Consider the following 15,030-nt stretch of genomic DNA (forward strand, 5'->3'; position numbering starts at 1 on the left):
GCCGCATCGCGATCAAGCTTGAAGACGTGCGGATGCGTAACGACATGATCGGCAATGCGCCCGGTCCGGATCGTCCTTGCCATCTTGTTCTGGATCGCGGTCGCGCTGTGCCTTGTCGTCACGGTCGCGCCCTTCTTCCTCGATCGCATCTATTATCGCGGGCCCGTCAGCAGCCATTTCGACGGGCAGCGCTTCTTCAATCCCGACGGCGACGCGCTCGACATTTCCGCCGCCCGCCGCAACAGGCTGCTCCGGCAGCAGGTCTTCGGCGACCCGACCCGGCCCGCCTGGCCCGCGCGCGTGGCGGTGACGCCGGCCAGGCCGCCGGCGCGGGTGACGGGGGGCGAGATGCGCGTCACCTGGATCGGCCATGCCACGGTGCTGGTGCAGGCGGACGGCGTGAACATCCTCACCGATCCGGTGTGGAGCGAGACCGTCGGACCGTTCGGCATCGGGCCCAGGCGGGTGGCGCCGCCGGGCGTGCGCTTCGCGGACCTGCCGAAGATCGACCTCGTCCTCGTCAGCCACAATCACTACGACCATATGGACCTGCCCACGCTCAGGCGGCTCCAGGATCGCGACCGGCCGCTGATCGTGACGTCGCTGGGCAATGACGCGGTGATGGCCAGGGCCGGCGTGAAGGCGACGGCGCTCGACTGGGGGCAGGGGGTGGCGGCGCCGTCCGGCGCGGCGGTGACCGTCACGCGGAGCCACCACTGGGGCAGCCGCTGGTTCGCCGATCGCGGCCGCGCGCTGTGGTCGAGCTTCGTGGTGCACCTGCCGCACGGCAATTTCTTCTTCGCGGGCGATACCGGGCTCGGCGACGGCAAATGGCCGGCCGAGGCGGCGTCGCTCGGCCCGGTCCGCTTCGCCGCGATCCCGATCGGCGCCTTCCGCTTCGACGAGGGGCAGATGGCGAGCGGCACGCATATCGGCCCGCGCGATGCGATCCGGGTGTGGGACGGGCTGGGCCGGCCCGATGCGCTCGCGGTGCATTGGGGCACGTTCCGCCTCTCGCGCGAAGGCTATGCCACGCCGCCCTTCATGCTGCGCGGCATGCTGCGCTGCGCGGGCGAGGATCCGGCCCGCTTCGCCGCGCACCGGATCGGCGAGAGCTTCACGGTGCCGCCGCTGGGCGGGCCGCCGCCCGCGCCCGATTACGGCGCGCTCGACCATTGCATCCAGGCCGGCCGGTTCGACGCGCTGCGCTGACGCGCCGGATTCGGCACGTCCCCGCTTTTCAGGTGCTTGAAGGGACTCGGCGCCCGGGTTTATTCTCCCGCGAATCCGGGAGGGGTCCCCCAGTGAACAACCGCGCGACGGGCGCCGTGCGACGCTATGATACGACGATCGACCGCGCCGGGCTTGCGCTCGGCGTGGGGAGCGCGTTCGCGGGCCTGATCGTGCTCGGGCTGCTGCTGCTCGGCGGCAAGCGGGATCCGCTCAGCCTGGTCAGCGGCTGGCTGATCGGCAGCCTGATCGCCGGCATCGCGATCACGGCGGTGGGCGGCCCGCTCTGGCTGGTGATGCACGTCGCCGGCCTGCGCCGCGCCCACCATGCCGCGCTGGTCGGCGCGGTCACGGCGCTCGCCATCTTCGTCGGCGCCCAGACCTATGGCTTCGGGTTGTTCGAGATGCCGCCGATGGACAATCGCGCGCTCCTGTTCCGCTGGATCAGCGCCGTGGCGTCGAGCGCGATCCTGGCGCTGTTCGCCGCCGGGATCGGCGCCCTGATGTGGCGGATCGCCTATCGCCGCGAATAGCCGCAGGGCTATTCGCGCATCAGGCCTTGCATTCCCCGAGGCGCTTGCCGGTGAGCCGCACGGTCATCGAAGTCGCCTTGGTCTGCCCGGTCGGCGTCTGACGCTGCGTCATCGTCAGGTCGAACGCGGTCGGGGTCTGGGTGCCGCTGAAGCTCGCCTGCGCCTTGCCCATGGGCGTTTCGCATTCCATCGCGGCATCCAGCTTGCCGCCGACGAAGCGATATTTCGAGAAGCGGCAGCCCGATGCCATCGCGCCCAGCCTGGAGACGTCGAGCGGCTTCAGCTCCTCGGCCTTGCGGCAGCCGCGCTCGGTGCGGGGCGGCTTGCCCACATCTTCCTTCATCTTGGCGGCGATCGCCTCGGGCATCGCGCCCGGCTCGAGCGCGACGAGCTGCATCCCGGTTTCCCACTGGCCCGGCTGGCTGGGCGTCTTGGCATCCGCCGCGGTGGCCTGTTTGGCGACTTCCTCGACGCTGGCATTTTCCAGGCGGATATCGCCGGTCTTGCGCGCGCTTTCCTCGGTCGAGGGACCCTGGTTGCAGGCGGCGAGCGGGAGCAGGGCTCCAGCGGCGAAGATCGTCAGGCGCATGATGTTCCCCCGGGGTTGGCGTATGCGCCAGCCACACCCCATATTCCCCGCGATGGCAATCCAGATTCGCACCAGCCTGGCCGAGCCCGAGACCGGGCAGAGCTTCGTCCCGCACCGCCCGCAGCGCCCGGAGAAGTCCGAGGGCGGCAGGCCGTTCCGGCTCGTCAGCGAATATCAGCCCTCGGGCGACCAGCGCTTCGCGATCCCCGAGCTGGTCGAGCAGGCCCAGGCGGGCGAGCGCGACCAGGTGCTGCTGGGCGTCACCGGCTCGGGCAAGACCTATACCATAGCCAAGGTGATCGAGACGCTGCAGCGCCCGGCGCTGGTGCTCGCGCCCAACAAGATCCTGGCGGCCCAGCTCTATGGCGAGATGAAGAGCTTCTTCCCCGAGAACGCCGTCGAATATTTCGTCAGCTATTACGACTATTACCAGCCCGAGGCCTATGTGCCCCGGTCCGACACGTACATCGAGAAGGAAAGCTCGGTGAACGAGGCGATCGACCGGATGCGGCATTCGGCGACGCGTTCGCTGCTCGAGCGCGACGACGTGATCATCGTGGCGTCGGTTTCGTGCCTCTACGGCATCGGATCGGTCGAGACCTATTCGGCGATGATCTTCGACCTGAAGAAGGGCCAGGTGGCCGACCAGCGCGAGATCATCCGCAAGCTGGTCGCGCTCCAGTACAAGCGCAACGACGCGGCGTTCGCGCGCGGCAATTTCCGGGTGCGCGGCGACAGCCTGGAGATATTCCCGTCGCACTATGAGGACAGCGCCTGGCGCATTTCCTTCTTCGGCGACGATATCGAGGAGATCACCGAGTTCGACCCGCTGACCGGGGCCAAGGTGGCGAGCCTCGACTATGTCCGCGTCTTCGCCAACTCGCACTATGTCACGCCCGGGCCGACGATGAAGCAGGCGATGGAGGGCATCCGCCACGAGCTGACCGAGCGGCTGAAGGAGCTGGAGGCCGAGGGCAAGCTGCTCGAGCATCAGCGGCTGGAGCAGCGGACGAACTTCGACCTGGAGATGATCGCGGCCACCGGCAGCTGCGCGGGCATCGAGAATTACAGCCGCTTCCTCACCGGCCGCCTGCCGGGCGAGCCGCCGCCCACCCTGTTCGAATATCTGCCCGAGAACGCGCTGCTCTTCGTCGACGAGAGCCACCAGACGATCGGCCAGATCAACGGCATGTCGCGCGGCGACCATCGCCGCAAGGTGACGCTGGCCGAATATGGCTTCCGCCTGCCCAGCGCGATCGACAACCGGCCGCTGCGCTTCAACGAATGGGAGGCGATGCGCCCGCAGACGGTCTATGTCTCGGCGACGCCCGGCGGCTGGGAGATGGAGCAGACCGGCGGCGTGTTCGTCGAGCAGGTGATCCGCCCCACCGGCCTCATCGATCCGCCGGTGGAGATCAAGCCGGTCGAGGAACAGGTCCAGGACCTGATCCAGGAATGCAAGGCGACCACGGCCAAGGGCTATCGCACCCTGGTGACGACGCTCACCAAGCGCATGGCCGAGGACCTGACCGAATATATGCACGAGGCGGGCGTGAAGGTCCGCTACATGCATTCGGACACCGAGACGCTGGAGCGCATCGAGCTGATCCGCGACCTGCGCATGGGGGTCTATGACGTGCTGGTGGGCATCAACCTGCTGCGCGAAGGCCTCGACATCCCGGAGTGCGGGCTGGTGGCGATCCTCGATGCGGACAAGGAAGGGTTCCTGCGCAGCGAAACGTCGCTGATCCAGACGATCGGCCGCGCGGCGCGCAACGTGGAAGGGCGGGTGATCCTCTATGCCGATCGCATGACCGGCAGCATGGAGCGCGCGCTCGCCGAGACCGGCCGCCGCCGCGAGAAGCAGCAGGAATATAATGCCGAGCACGGCATCACGCCGGAGACGGTGAAGAAGAATATCGGCGACATCATCGCCCATGTCGCCTCGAAGGACCAGGTGACGGTGGAGATCGACGCCGATCGCCCGCACATGGTCGGCCACAACCTGCGCGCCTATATCGAGGAGCTCGAGAAGAAGATGCGCGACGCGGCGGCGAACCTGGAATTCGAGGAGGCCGGGCGCCTGCGCGACGAGATCCGCGCGCTGGAGGCCGAGGAACTGGGCCTGCCCGAGGACCAGCGCAAGGCGCCGGTGATGGGGCGGAGCAACGAGGGCAAGCCGGGGACGCGCAAGACGCGCTACGGCAAGGTGCAGAAGAAATGGGGCGGAGGCGGCCGGCGCTAGACTCCTGAGCCCGCCGCGATAATCCTGCCATGCGATCGCGCATGAAAGGGGGAGCGGATGGCCGGGTGGAGGAAGCGCGTCTCGCGCTGGTGGCTGGACGACATGTTCGGCCCGCGGCACGAGGTCCGCTTCGCGCTTCGGGTCAGCGCGCGCCTCGCCTGGTTGCGGTTCCGCCTGTGGCTGCGCCGGCCCCGGGGAATGGGGCTGCGGCGCCACTGGCCCAAGCCGGTCGCGCTGGCGCTGGTCGGCATCCTGGTGCCGCTCGGCATCGCCACCCTCCTCTCGCTGCTGTTCCCACAAGAGGCGCGCGGCGTCGCGGCCGCATTCCATCGCCTGTTCACCGATGCGGAGGCGCCGCGTCTCGAATGGCGGGAGGCCGCACAGATTCTGCTGCTGCTGATCGGCGTGCCCTCCGCCTTCCTGCTCTGGCTGTTCCGCGACCTCAACGTCAACGCGACGCTCGACAACCAGCGCAAGGACGTGAACCTCAAGGAGTTCCAGGAGATCCAGATGCGCGCCGCCGGCGCCATCGACGAGAAATTCCCCGCCGCCGCGCGCGAGACACTGCAGATCGCGGCGTTGCACCAGATGCGCGCGTTCCTGCGCGGCGAATATGGCAAGAGTTTCCAGCGCCCCGCCTTCGAGCTGCTGCGGGCGCGGCTGGTCGCCAGTGCCGAGGCGACCGGCAGCAGCGTCGTGGGGAACTGGCTGCAGGACTGGCGCGAGCGCTTCCGGCGGCTCGAGGGGCGCGACGTGGCGCGCGCCATCGTGGAGATGAAGCGCGAGATCGCCGGCGCGCGGCGCAAGCTTCGCCCCTGCGCCATCGCCGCCGCGGAGCAGACCATATTGAGCGAGGAATGGGAGGCGGTGCTCCGGGGCAGCCTGCCGCTCGCCGGATCCGCCTTCGATCGCATCCAGCTGGGGCGCAAGACGGTGCTTTCGGGGGCGAGCTTCGTCGATTGCCGCTTCCGGCTGGCGCGGCTGCGCTACGTGCATCTCGAGCGCGCCGAGTTGTCCGGCACCTTTATGGAGGGCGCCTATCTGCGTGGCGCCCATCTCGAACAGGCTGCCTTCTTCTACGCCTATCTCGAATATGCCTCCTTCGTGGGCGCCAATCTCGATCGGGCGCTGCTCCAGGGCGCCAGCGCGGCCGGCGCGCGCTTCACCAGCGCGTCGCTGCGCTTCGCGACGCTGTCTGACGCGGATCTGCGCGGCGCGTCCTTCTCGAACGCGGACCTGCGCGGCGCCGATTTCCGGGATGCCGAGCTTGCCGGCGCGAGCCTGCGGGGCGCGCGCCTGGAAGGGGCGAAGCTTGCGGATCAGGATGCGAGCCTGGTGGGCAATTGCACCGGCGCGACGTTCGACGATGCCACCGAATTCGCGTTCGACTGGTCTTCTCTCCCGGAAAGCGAACGCGAGGCGGTGCGTCAGCCCTGGATTGCCAAGGGCATGCAGCGGGTCTGAGGGCGCTGCCGCGGCAGAACGAAGCGACAGGCCGTTTCGTCGCCGTAGCGGTTGAGCCGCCCGGGCACTTCCCGCATAAGGCCGCGCATGCGCCGTCAGCTGCTCGTCTTCGCCTCCGCGCTCGCAATTGCGGGCTGTTCGGAAACGCCGCGCGTGGTGCCGCCGCCCGCGCCTCCGCCCCGACCCGTCCCGGCGCCTGCTCCCGCGCCGGCCCCGGCGCCGTCGCCCGTACCCCAGGGGGCGGACTGGCGCGACTGGCCGCTCACCCCGGGCGACTGGGTCTATCGCCAGGACGGGCGCGGCTCGGTTGCGTTCTTCGGCATGGCCGGTGGCGAGGCCGAGTTGATCCTGCGCTGCGATGCCGGCCGCGGCCGCGTGGTGTTTTCGCGCAAGGGCGCGGGGGTGGCGAGCGTCACGGTGCGCACCACCAGCACGTTCCGCCAGGTCCCGGTCCAGCCGCTCCCCGGCGCGGCACCGCGGCTGGCCGCCGATCTCGCCCCGGCGGATCCGTTGCTCGACGCGATGGGCTTCAGCCGCGGGCGGTTCCTGGTCCAGGGCAACGGCCTGCCCACGCTGGTGGTGCCCGCCTATGCCGAGGTGCTGCGCGTCACCGAGGATTGCCGCGGATAGATCGGTCGCCCGCGCCGCGGCGGAGAAGCACGCGCGCGAAGCCCAGTATTTCAAGCGGCATCGGGCCTCGCCCGGGCAGGACGGGAGTGGGCGTGCGCGCCCGCCGCGATGCCTTGGGAATATGGGAGAGGGCGTGAGTCGCCGGGGCGGGTTCCCCGCTTTGCGGCCCAGAATTCCAGAATCGCTCAGAAAAAGATTTTATACAAGACTTGTTCTGCGACTCGCAGTGATTCAAATAGTTGGCGTGCCCTTTGAGGGTGCGTGCTTCTTCAACTAGCGAAAGGAGGTGATCCGATGTCTCATGGTTCAGCAATGGGGTCGGTTCAGTTCGTTCGGGAGACGCACCGCTGAGCAGACGGACGCGATCGGAAGCCCTCCGATCGTAAGGCGCGCGGGAGGTATCCTCCTCCAATCAACGGCGCCAGTCCGAAGCAAAGCGGTCCGCATGGTCTCCCGGGCTGGAGCTTCCGGCCGCTGACCATGTCGGAGGTCGCCGGGTCGTCGGGAGACGCCCCGGCGGCCTCTTTCATTTTGGGGATATCCGTGGTGCGGCCCCTGCGAGAGCGGGGCCTTTCATTCGGGCGCGCGCGAGGCCAGCGCCCGCCAGGGCCGGGGACCTCCATTCCCCTCCCCGTCGTCCTCACGGGGGCGGGGTTCCAGAATATATGGGCCGATCGAAGCAATCCTGCGCATGCCGGCCGAGCCGCACGACTCTTGCTCCTGGCCCTGGATCCCGTTTCGGCGGGGGATGACGGACCCAGTTTCAAGGGCTGTGCGGGGCCTGCCCCTAGGGCCAATCGACATTCAGGCTAAGGGTGTGGCTTGGCTTCGAACCAACCTCCTTCGTCACCCTGAACTTGTTTCAGGGTCCAACGTGCCACTGGCGATGTCGCTGGTGGAGAATTGGATGCTGAAACAAGTTCAGCATGACGGAAAGGAGAGGTTTCGACATGCAACTTCCTTCCCTCGCCACCGGGAATGGAGGGGACGGAGCTGAATGGCGATCCGCCCTAGCCGATGCGGTCGAGCCAGCCGGGCAGGGCGGCGAAGCGATCCAGTTGGGCGAAGCGCGGATGGTCGCTCGGCACCGGCGCGCGCTCGTGCGCCCAGGATAATTCGGGCGGCAGGAACGCGGCCCAGCCGCCGGCGGCGAGCACCGGTGCGATGTCGGATCGGATCGAGTCCCCGGCCATCCCGGCGCGCTCGGGCGCGGCGCCGTAGCGGGCGAACAGGCGGACAAAGGTATCCGGCGTCTTGTCGCTGACGATCTCGACGCCGTGGAACAGCTCACCCAGCCCGGAGGCGGCGAGCTTGGCTTCTTGGTGGAGCAGGTCGCCTTTGGTCACCAGCACGAGCCGCACGCGCCGGGCCAGCGCGGCGAGCGTCTCGCCGACGCCGTCGAGCAGCTCGACGGGATGCGAGAGCAGGGTGCGCCCCGCGGCGAGCATCGCAGCGATGGTCTCGCGAGACAGCGCATCGCCGCACAGCTCGGTCGCGGTCTCGATCATCGAGAGCGTGAAGCTCTTGGCGCCATAGCCGTAGAGCCGCAGATTGGCGCTCTCCACCGCCTCGAGCCGCTCGCGCGCCACGCCTTCGGCCGCGAAGGGCGCCATCATCGCGACGAAGGCACGTTCCGCTTCGTCGAAATGGCGCATATTGTGCCAGAGCGTGTCGTCGGCATCGAGGCAGAGTAGATCGAGCGGCATGGCCTGCCCCTAGCGCCGCCCGGCCCGGACGGCCACGCATAAGATATGCGCAAGCACCTTCATCGCGCCGGCGTGAACGTCATTCTGCGCACCGCGCCGTCAAAGCCTTTCGAGCCGAGCACCAGCATGTTGTTGCCGTCGAGCAGCATGAGCCGGCCGGGCAGGCGGAGCGTCCGCCAGCCGGGCGCGGCCGGCACGTCGAGCGCCATCGGCGTGCCGCCGTTCAGCGCCAGCGCCAGCGCGCCGCCCCTGGGCGACTGTATCTCCACTTCGACCGCATAGGCGCCGCCGCCCTCGGCCGAGAGCGAATAGCGCATCCATTCGCCGGGCACGAAATCGCTGACGTACAGATACTCGCCTTCCGCGCGGGCGATGTCGACGCCGTCGTTGCGCCAGGTGCGGCCCTTGTTCCACGGCGTTCGCGCCTTGCCGGTGGAGACATGGTAATTGGCGTCGTCGGTATCGCTATATGCCACGCCGGCTGGGCCGATGTCATAGTCGACGGCGTCGATCGCGCCGCCCTCCCTGGTGACCTGCAGCGGCGCCGAGGGGCGCGGGCTGGGGTCGTGCGGTTGGCGCAGCATCGCGTCGACCACGTCCTGGTGGAACAGGTTGTTCTCGTGCCGGATGTCGTGGCGGGCGAGCTGCATCAGCGTGGCATGGGCCTCCTCGGCGCTCGGGCGCGGACCCTTGCCCGTCCAATAGGCGACCAGCCTGGCCCAGCCGGGATTGGGCGCGATCTCCAGCGGATTGTTGAAGCCGATCTTCTTGAGCGGCCAGAAGGCCCAGCCGATGCCGTTTCGCTCGACGAGCGAGATCGCGTCGCGAAACCAGACATTGGAGTTCTCGCCCGATTCCCCCAGCCAGAGCGGCATGGCGTAGGTATCGCGCAGCTTGAGGAACGGCGCGATCGACGCTTCGTCGTTCAGGTTCCAATATTTGTGGAAGCTGAGCGCGGTGTTCCCATCGGCGAAGGGCAGCAGGCCGGCATAGTTGTTGCCCCAGCAATTGCCCTCGATGACGAGCATGTGGCGCTTGTCGACTTCGCGGATCGCGGCGGCGATATCGGCGTAGAGCTGCTTGAGCGGTCCGTTGCCCGCCTCCTTGCAGCCATGGTCGCCGCCGGGGCCGGAAAAGTCCCAATTGGGCTCGTTGAGCAGATCATAGGCGCCGATCCCGGGCTCGTTCGCATAGCGCTGCGCCAGCTTGCGCCACAGCGCGATCGTCTTGCGGCGGTTCTCCGCGCTCTGCCACAGCGCGGGCCTGGCGGGATCGCGGTCGGCGATCGGCAGGTCGTTGCCCTGGCCGCCGGGTGCGGCGTGCAGGTCGAGGATCAGGTACATGCCGTTCGCCTTGGTCCAGGCGAGCAAGCCGTCGATGCGCCGGAAACCGTCCTCCAGCCAGGTGTCCTTGCCCGGAACCGGCTCCTTCTCCGCCGGCAGGGTGAGCAGATCATAGTGCATCGGCAGGCGCACCGAGTTCATGCCCCAGCGCGCCATCATGTCGATGTCCGCCTTGCGGGTATGGTTGTCCAGCCAGGCCCGATAGAATTCCGCCGTCTTCTCCTCGCCGATCAGGTCGGCGATCGCGGCCCGGATGCGATGCTGCTGGCCGGAGCCCAGCTGGCCGAGCTGGAACATATAGCCCTCCTGCAGCATCCAGCCGCCCAGCCCCATGCCTCGCAGCAGCACTTCGCGGCCGCGCTCGTCGACGATGCGGGGGCCGTCGGCGCGCAGGAAGCCCTGCGCTTGCGATGGCAACGTTGTCATCATCGCGAGGGGGGCAAGCAGCGCGAGCGCGAGCTTCTTCATCCGGGCGGTCCTCTCTGTTCGATTTTGGAGGAGCGTAGCGTGGGGTTCGGCCGGGATCGAGCGGGATTCGCGATCCGGGGATCTCATCTGGGTTCGGGCTTTCGGTCCCCCCGGCTTCTTTACCTTGGCGAAAGCCGGGTCTCCTGCCCTGCGCTACGGCCTGAGATCCCGTCCGGGGCCGCCCGGATGCGGACGGGCGCGTTCAGGGTGAGGATGCGCGATCCGGCCGGTCGTAGAGCTCCCACACCTGCTCTCCCGTCACCACGTCCGCATAGGGCCTGCCGTTCGCATCGCGGCTCGGCGCATAGCGGAAGCGCTTCCTGATCAGGCGGCAGGTCGTCTCGTCGAGATCGGCATTGCCGCTCGATCGCGTCACCTGGCAATCGGTCACCCGCCCGTTCACGCCCACCGTGAAGCGCAATCCCACCGTGCCGCTCGCGCCGGCCTCCGCCGCGGCCTTCGGATAATCGCGCCCGGTGATCCTGCCCTCGAGCAGCTGCAGCACCGTGCCGCCCCCGCCGCCCGATCCGTCGCCGTTGCCGCCCGATCCGGTGCCGGTGCCGGATCCGCCGGCGCCGGTTCCCGGCCCGGCAACGGGTGCGCTGCCCGAATGCGCGTCGCTTCCCTGCGCGGGGATCGTCGCCGCCGGAAGCGGCTGGGGCAGGGGCGTCTTCACCGGCGCCGCCACTTCGGTGGCGCGGGAGACCAGGTTGGGCGGCGCGGCCTTGCCCGATGCCCTGGGCGCGCGGGGCTTCGGCTTCGGCGCGATCCGCGGTTCCGGCGGCGGCGGCGGGGGCAGCACGAAACCCACCAGCCGCATTGCCGGCACCGGGGCGAGATGCAGGTTCACTCCCAGCCCGCGCATCAGCATCCAGACGAGCAGCGCCACCAGGGCCAGCGCGCCCAATGCGCCGGCGATACGTTCCCGCGGGGTTGGGCCGATCCGCTTGCGCGGGGCCGGGATGCCGGCGCCTGTCATGCCGCGGACAATGCGCCGGACACCGGGAACGATCCCGATGAACGCCATGTTGTTTTCGGTTCATGCAACCGCCGGCCATCCGGCAAGTTGTCTGCACATTGGATTCGAGGAAGGGATGGAAATCATGCGCAAGCTCATCGCGGCCGCTGCCGCTCTCGCACTGGCCATGCCCGTCGCGGTCATTCCGACGGCGCCCGCCCAGGCCCAGTCGCACTACAAGGGCAAGTCTTCCAAGTCGCGCACCTATTACAAGAAGTGCCGCCGCTCGACCGGCACGGCCGGCCTGGTCGGCGGCGCCGCGGTGGGCGTGCTCGCCGGCCCGGCGATCATCGGCCATGGCCTGCTGGGTGCCGCGGTGGGCGGCGTGGGCGGCGCGCTCGGCGGCCGGGCGATCGATCGCAGCATCACCGCCAAGAAGCGCTGCCACTATGTCCGTCGATAGATCCTAGGTCGAACGGCCGCGCGCGGTCACCGGCCAGGCGCCGGTCACCGTGCCGCCTTCCACCAGGTGGTAGGCGTCGTACAGATTCACCGTCGGGTCGCAGTGCGGCGGCACCAGCGTGACGCGTTCCGCCAGGCCCGGCAGATCCTCGCCGGTCAGCGCACCCTGCTCGTCGCCCATGAAGGCGTAGCGCGCGGTGCCTGACGCGGGCACGGGCACCCCGGCATCGGTGGCGAAAGACTTCAATCCCGCATCGATCGTCACCATGCCGGGCGTGTTCGCGCTGACCACGGTGGCATCCACCCAGAGCGCCTGCTCGAAGCGCGGCCCTGCCAGCTCGCAGTCGCGATATTCGCGGTCGAGGAAGATATAGCTCCCCACCTGCAGCTCGGTGAGCACGCCCAGCTCCGCGTCGATCGCGAAGGTGCCGGTGCCGGCGCCGGTCACCACCGGGATCGCGAACCCCGCCGCCGCCAGGGCGGCCAGCACGGTGCGCAGATAGCCGGTCTTCGCCACGATCGCCGCGTGCCGATCGGCATAGGCAGCGATATGCTGTTCCGAGCCGCAATAATATTGCACCCCGCCCAGCGTCAGCCCGGCCGCGGCGATCGCCTCCGCCAGCGCCACCGCCGCTTCGGGCGACGTCACGCCGGTGCGGTGCTTGCCGGGGTCGACGTCGACGAAGAGCGTCGCGCCGCAGCCCGCCAGCGCGCGCGCCACCTCCGGATGGTCCGCCACCACCGAGAGCCGGATCCTCGCCGCCAGCGCCGCCAGCCGCGCGATTCCGCCCCGGGTCACCACCGGCGAGGTGAGGTGGATGTCGCCCACGCCGTCCGCGGCGAGCGCTTCCGCCTCGCCCAGCTTGGCGCAGCATATGCCCACTGCGCCCGCCGCGACCTGCCGCCGGGCGATCTCGCCGCTCTTGTGCGTCTTGGCATGCGGCCGGAGCGCCAGGCCGCGGGCCTTCGCGAATGCCGCCATCGCGGCGATGTTGCGGTCCATCGCTGCCACGTCGAGCAGCAGCGCGGGCGTGGCCAGGTCGACGCGGGGCAGGGGGAAGGCAGTCATCGGCCAGGCGATAGCGCAAGGTGTGACTTTTGCCGAATAACGGCGCAAAGCAGCCCCATAGAGTCCAGCTAAGAGTAGAAACGATGTCCAGCTATGCCGACCGCCTCAAGGCCCTGCGCGAGCAGTTGAAGCGCGACCGTCTCGACGGTTTCGTGGTGCCGCTCACCGACGAGCACATGTCCGAATATGTCGGCGCCTATGCCCAGCGCCTCGGCTGGCTCACCGGCTTCCAGGGCTCGGCCGGCACCGCGGTCGTGCTGCCCCAGGAGGCGGCGATCTTCACCGACGGGCGCTATACGCTGCAGGTCCGCCAGCAGGTCTCGGCCGAGGATTGGGAATATGTCGGCGTGCCCGCCACCAGCGTTTCGGGCTGGCTCGGGGCGCATGCGCCGGACGGCGGCCGTATCGGCTATGATCCCTGGCTGCACACCCGCGCCTGGGTGGAGGAAGCGCGCAAGGCGCTCGCCGAGAAGGGCGCGGAACTGGTCGCGGTCGATACCAACCCGATCGACGCGGTGTGGCCGGACAAGCCGGCGCCCAGCGACGCGACGCTGGCGATCCAGTCCGATGTGGCCGCCGGCAAGTCCTCGCCCGCCAAGCGCGCCGAGATCGCGGACTGGCTGGCCGAGCGCAAGGCCGATGCGGTCGTGCTTTCCGCGCTCGATTCGATCGCCTGGGCGTTCAACATCCGCGGCACCGACGTGAGCCACACGCCGGTCGCGCTCGCCTATGCGATCGTCAATGCCGACGGCACCGCCGACCTGTTCGTGGCGCCGGAGAAGATGAACGACGCGGTGCGCCAGCATCTCGGCAATGCGATCCGCATCCATGATCGCGCCGCCTTTGCTCCCGCGCTCAAGGGCTTTGCCGGCAAGCGCGTCGCCGCCGATCCGGGCAGCGCCGTTGCCGCGGTGTTCGATGCGCTCGACGCCGGCGGTGCTAAGGTGCTGGCGCTGCGCGATCCGGTGATCCTGGCCAAGGCGATCAAGAACCCGGCCGAGATCGCCGGGCAGAAGGCCGCCCAGGCCCGCGACGGCGCCGCGCTCTCGCGCTTCCTGAAATGGTTCGAGGAAACCGCGCCCGGGGGCGGGCTCACCGAAATGTCCGCCGCCGACAAGCTGCGCGAATTCCGCGAGGCGACCGGCGTGCTCAAGGACCTCAGCTTCGACACCATCTCCGCCACCGGCCCGAACGGCGCTATCCCGCACTACAAGGTGACGGACGAATCGAGCCTGCCGATCGAGCCCGGCCAGCTCTATCTCGTCGATTCGGGCGGCCAATATGCGGACGGCACCACCGATGTGACGCGCGTGATGCCGGTGGGCGAGGCGAGCGACGAGATGAAGGACCGCTTCACCCGCGTCCTGAAGGGCCATATCGCCATCGCCACCGCGATCTTCCCCGACGGCACCACCGGCGCCCAGCTCGACAGCTTCGCGCGGCGCCCCTTGTGGGAAGTCGGCCTCGACTACGGCCATGGCACCGGGCATGGCGTCGGTTCGTACCTGTCGGTGCACGAGGGCCCGCAGCGTATCGCCCAGCCCTATTATCCGGGCGGCCAGAGCCTGGAGCCGCTGCGCGAGGGCATGTTCCTGTCGAACGAGCCCGGTTACTATAAGGCGCAGGAATTCGGCATCCGGATCGAGAACCTGGTGCTGGTGGTCAAGCAGTTGATTTCGGGTGCGGAACAACAAATGCTCGGCTTCGAGACGCTGACCTTCGCGCCGATTGAGCGAACGCTGATTAAACCATCTTTGCTAACCGTGCAGGAACTTGCCTGGCTCAATGCCTATCATGCTGAAGTCCTGCGGATCCTCGGTCCGCAGCTGGGCGGGGACGCGTTGGCATGGTTAGAAGCGAAGTGCGCACCTATCGGGTGATGTGGTTCCTGGCGGGTGCGGTCACGATGGCGGTATATCTGCTCGGGCCGCACGCGATCGCGCGCAACGCCTATGATGCTGCCGATCGCGTATCGCTCTGGGTGGCTTCGCTCTGAGAATCGGGGCTCTGAGAATCGGGGCTCGGGGAATCGGGCGCGTCGCCGGCCGCGGCCTGGGTGCGCGCCTGCGTCTTGCGTTTCCTCAGATTGGCCCGCAGCGCCTCGGCCAGGCGGGCCTTCTTCTCCGCTTCGCTCATCTTCCTGCGATAAACCGACCATGGGCGGGTTGACAATCGGTCCCGCCCAAGCACATAGGCGCCTCCCGCTTGGGACCCGGCACTGCCGGACCGTTCGAGCGAGTGCTGCCGTAGCTCAGTGGTAGAGCGCATCCTTGGTAAGGCTGAGGTCGTGAGTTCAATCCTCACCGGCAGCACCACTCGCCCGAAGACAACAT

At 68.7% G+C, this 15,030-nt stretch carries 13 protein-coding genes and 1 tRNA gene; 9 read left to right on the forward strand and 5 right to left on the reverse strand.

The features are described 5' to 3' along the window. Positions 1-54: 54 nt before the first annotated feature. Together CAP40_RS05045 and CAP40_RS05050 are read left to right on the forward strand one after the other, a co-directional pair. Positions 55-1,212 (forward strand): MBL fold metallo-hydrolase, encoded by a 1,158-nt coding sequence (locus tag CAP40_RS05045; RefSeq protein WP_086128206.1) that lies wholly within the window; start codon positions 55-57, stop codon positions 1,210-1,212. Between the two features lie 92 nt (positions 1,213-1,304). Continuing rightward, on the forward strand, positions 1,305-1,763 hold the full coding sequence (locus CAP40_RS05050; protein WP_086128207.1) for a hypothetical protein: 459 nt from the start codon (positions 1,305-1,307) through the stop codon (positions 1,761-1,763). A 19-nt stretch (positions 1,764-1,782) separates the two neighbouring features. On the opposite strand, the gene CAP40_RS05055 is transcribed toward CAP40_RS05050, so the two are convergent. Next, positions 1,783-2,352, reverse strand: a complete 570-nt coding sequence (locus tag CAP40_RS05055; protein WP_167301268.1) for a DUF3617 domain-containing protein — start codon at positions 2,350-2,352, stop codon at positions 1,783-1,785. A gap of 52 nt (positions 2,353-2,404) precedes the next feature. Here CAP40_RS05055 and uvrB point away from each other — a divergent pair, with 52 nt between their 5' ends. From uvrB to CAP40_RS20360, 3 genes are all read left to right on the forward strand, one after another. Next, on the forward strand, positions 2,405-4,597 hold the full coding sequence (uvrB, locus tag CAP40_RS05060; protein ID WP_086128209.1) for an excinuclease ABC subunit UvrB: 2,193 nt from the start codon (positions 2,405-2,407) through the stop codon (positions 4,595-4,597). Positions 4,598-4,654: 57 nt separating this feature from the next. Beyond that, positions 4,655-6,061: a pentapeptide repeat-containing protein gene (locus CAP40_RS05065; RefSeq protein ID WP_086128210.1), complete on the forward strand. Its 1,407-nt coding sequence runs from the start codon at positions 4,655-4,657 to the stop codon at positions 6,059-6,061. An 87-nt stretch (positions 6,062-6,148) separates the two neighbouring features. Then, the gene (locus tag CAP40_RS20360) at positions 6,149-6,691 is read left to right on the forward strand and encodes a hypothetical protein (RefSeq protein WP_086128211.1); all 543 of its coding nucleotides are present in this window, start codon (positions 6,149-6,151) and stop codon (positions 6,689-6,691) included. A 1,010-nt stretch (positions 6,692-7,701) separates the two neighbouring features. On the opposite strand, the gene CAP40_RS05075 is transcribed toward CAP40_RS20360, so the two are convergent. The 3 genes from CAP40_RS05075 to CAP40_RS05085 form a co-directional block, all read right to left on the reverse strand. Then, positions 7,702-8,397: an HAD family hydrolase gene (locus CAP40_RS05075; RefSeq protein WP_086128212.1), complete on the reverse strand. Its 696-nt coding sequence runs from the start codon at positions 8,395-8,397 to the stop codon at positions 7,702-7,704. A 59-nt stretch (positions 8,398-8,456) separates the two neighbouring features. Further along, the gene (locus tag CAP40_RS05080; RefSeq protein WP_086128213.1) at positions 8,457-10,208 is read right to left on the reverse strand and encodes a cellulase family glycosylhydrolase; all 1,752 of its coding nucleotides are present in this window, start codon (positions 10,206-10,208) and stop codon (positions 8,457-8,459) included. 202 nt (positions 10,209-10,410) lie between these two features. After that, entirely contained in the window at positions 10,411-11,187 is a 777-nt protein-coding gene (locus CAP40_RS05085; protein WP_086128474.1) for an energy transducer TonB, read from the reverse strand. 124 nt (positions 11,188-11,311) lie between these two features. Between CAP40_RS05085 and CAP40_RS05090 the strand changes: the two genes are divergently transcribed. After that, entirely contained in the window at positions 11,312-11,629 is a 318-nt protein-coding gene (locus tag CAP40_RS05090; RefSeq protein WP_086128475.1) for a hypothetical protein, read from the forward strand. Positions 11,630-11,632: 3 nt separating this feature from the next. Here CAP40_RS05090 and CAP40_RS05095 read toward each other — a convergent pair whose 3' ends face one another. Further along, positions 11,633-12,697 (reverse strand): alanine racemase, encoded by a 1,065-nt coding sequence (locus CAP40_RS05095; protein WP_086128214.1) that lies wholly within the window; start codon positions 12,695-12,697, stop codon positions 11,633-11,635. An 83-nt stretch (positions 12,698-12,780) separates the two neighbouring features. On the opposite strand from CAP40_RS05095, the gene CAP40_RS05100 reads away from it, so the two are divergent. The 3 genes from CAP40_RS05100 (at position 12,781) to CAP40_RS05105 (ending at position 15,012) form a co-directional block, all read left to right on the forward strand. Beyond that, positions 12,781-14,577, forward strand: coding sequence for an aminopeptidase P family protein (locus CAP40_RS05100; RefSeq protein ID WP_086128215.1), 1,797 nt, complete (start codon positions 12,781-12,783; stop codon positions 14,575-14,577). Next, the gene (locus tag CAP40_RS20365) at positions 14,544-14,693 is read left to right on the forward strand and encodes a hypothetical protein (RefSeq protein ID WP_167301277.1); all 150 of its coding nucleotides are present in this window, start codon (positions 14,544-14,546) and stop codon (positions 14,691-14,693) included. The genes CAP40_RS05100 and CAP40_RS20365 overlap by 34 nt, the downstream gene beginning before the upstream one ends. Before the next feature lie 244 nt (positions 14,694-14,937). Then, positions 14,938-15,012: transfer RNA gene (locus CAP40_RS05105), tRNA-Thr, on the forward strand. The last annotated feature ends 18 nt before the right edge of the window (positions 15,013-15,030 follow it).

Origin of the sequence: Sphingomonas sp. IBVSS2 (genome assembly GCF_002127225.1) — a bacterium.
Classification (GTDB): Bacteria; Pseudomonadota; Alphaproteobacteria; order Sphingomonadales; family Sphingomonadaceae; genus Sphingomonas.

Bases quoted from the DNA above. Each gene is read 5' to 3' on its own strand.
- CAP40_RS05045 (WP_086128206.1), top strand. From the start codon at position 55: ATGCGCCCGGTCCGGATCGTCCTTGCCATCTTGTTCTGGATCGCGGTC.
- CAP40_RS05055 (WP_167301268.1), bottom strand. From the start codon at position 2,352: ATGCGCCTGACGATCTTCGCCGCTGGAGCCCTGCTCCCGCTCGCCGCC.
- uvrB (WP_086128209.1), top strand. From the start codon at position 2,405: ATGGCAATCCAGATTCGCACCAGCCTGGCCGAGCCCGAGACCGGGCAG.
- CAP40_RS05065 (WP_086128210.1), top strand. From the start codon at position 4,655: ATGGCCGGGTGGAGGAAGCGCGTCTCGCGCTGGTGGCTGGACGACATG.
- CAP40_RS20360 (WP_086128211.1), top strand. From the start codon at position 6,149: ATGCGCCGTCAGCTGCTCGTCTTCGCCTCCGCGCTCGCAATTGCGGGC.
- CAP40_RS05075 (WP_086128212.1), bottom strand. From the start codon at position 8,397: ATGCCGCTCGATCTACTCTGCCTCGATGCCGACGACACGCTCTGGCAC.
- CAP40_RS05080 (WP_086128213.1), bottom strand. From the start codon at position 10,208: ATGAAGAAGCTCGCGCTCGCGCTGCTTGCCCCCCTCGCGATGATGACA.
- CAP40_RS05085 (WP_086128474.1), bottom strand. From the start codon at position 11,187: ATGACAGGCGCCGGCATCCCGGCCCCGCGCAAGCGGATCGGCCCAACC.
- CAP40_RS05090 (WP_086128475.1), top strand. From the start codon at position 11,312: ATGCGCAAGCTCATCGCGGCCGCTGCCGCTCTCGCACTGGCCATGCCC.
- CAP40_RS05095 (WP_086128214.1), bottom strand. From the start codon at position 12,697: ATGACTGCCTTCCCCCTGCCCCGCGTCGACCTGGCCACGCCCGCGCTG.
- CAP40_RS05100 (WP_086128215.1), top strand. From the start codon at position 12,781: ATGTCCAGCTATGCCGACCGCCTCAAGGCCCTGCGCGAGCAGTTGAAG.
- CAP40_RS20365 (WP_167301277.1), top strand. From the start codon at position 14,544: ATGGTTAGAAGCGAAGTGCGCACCTATCGGGTGATGTGGTTCCTGGCG.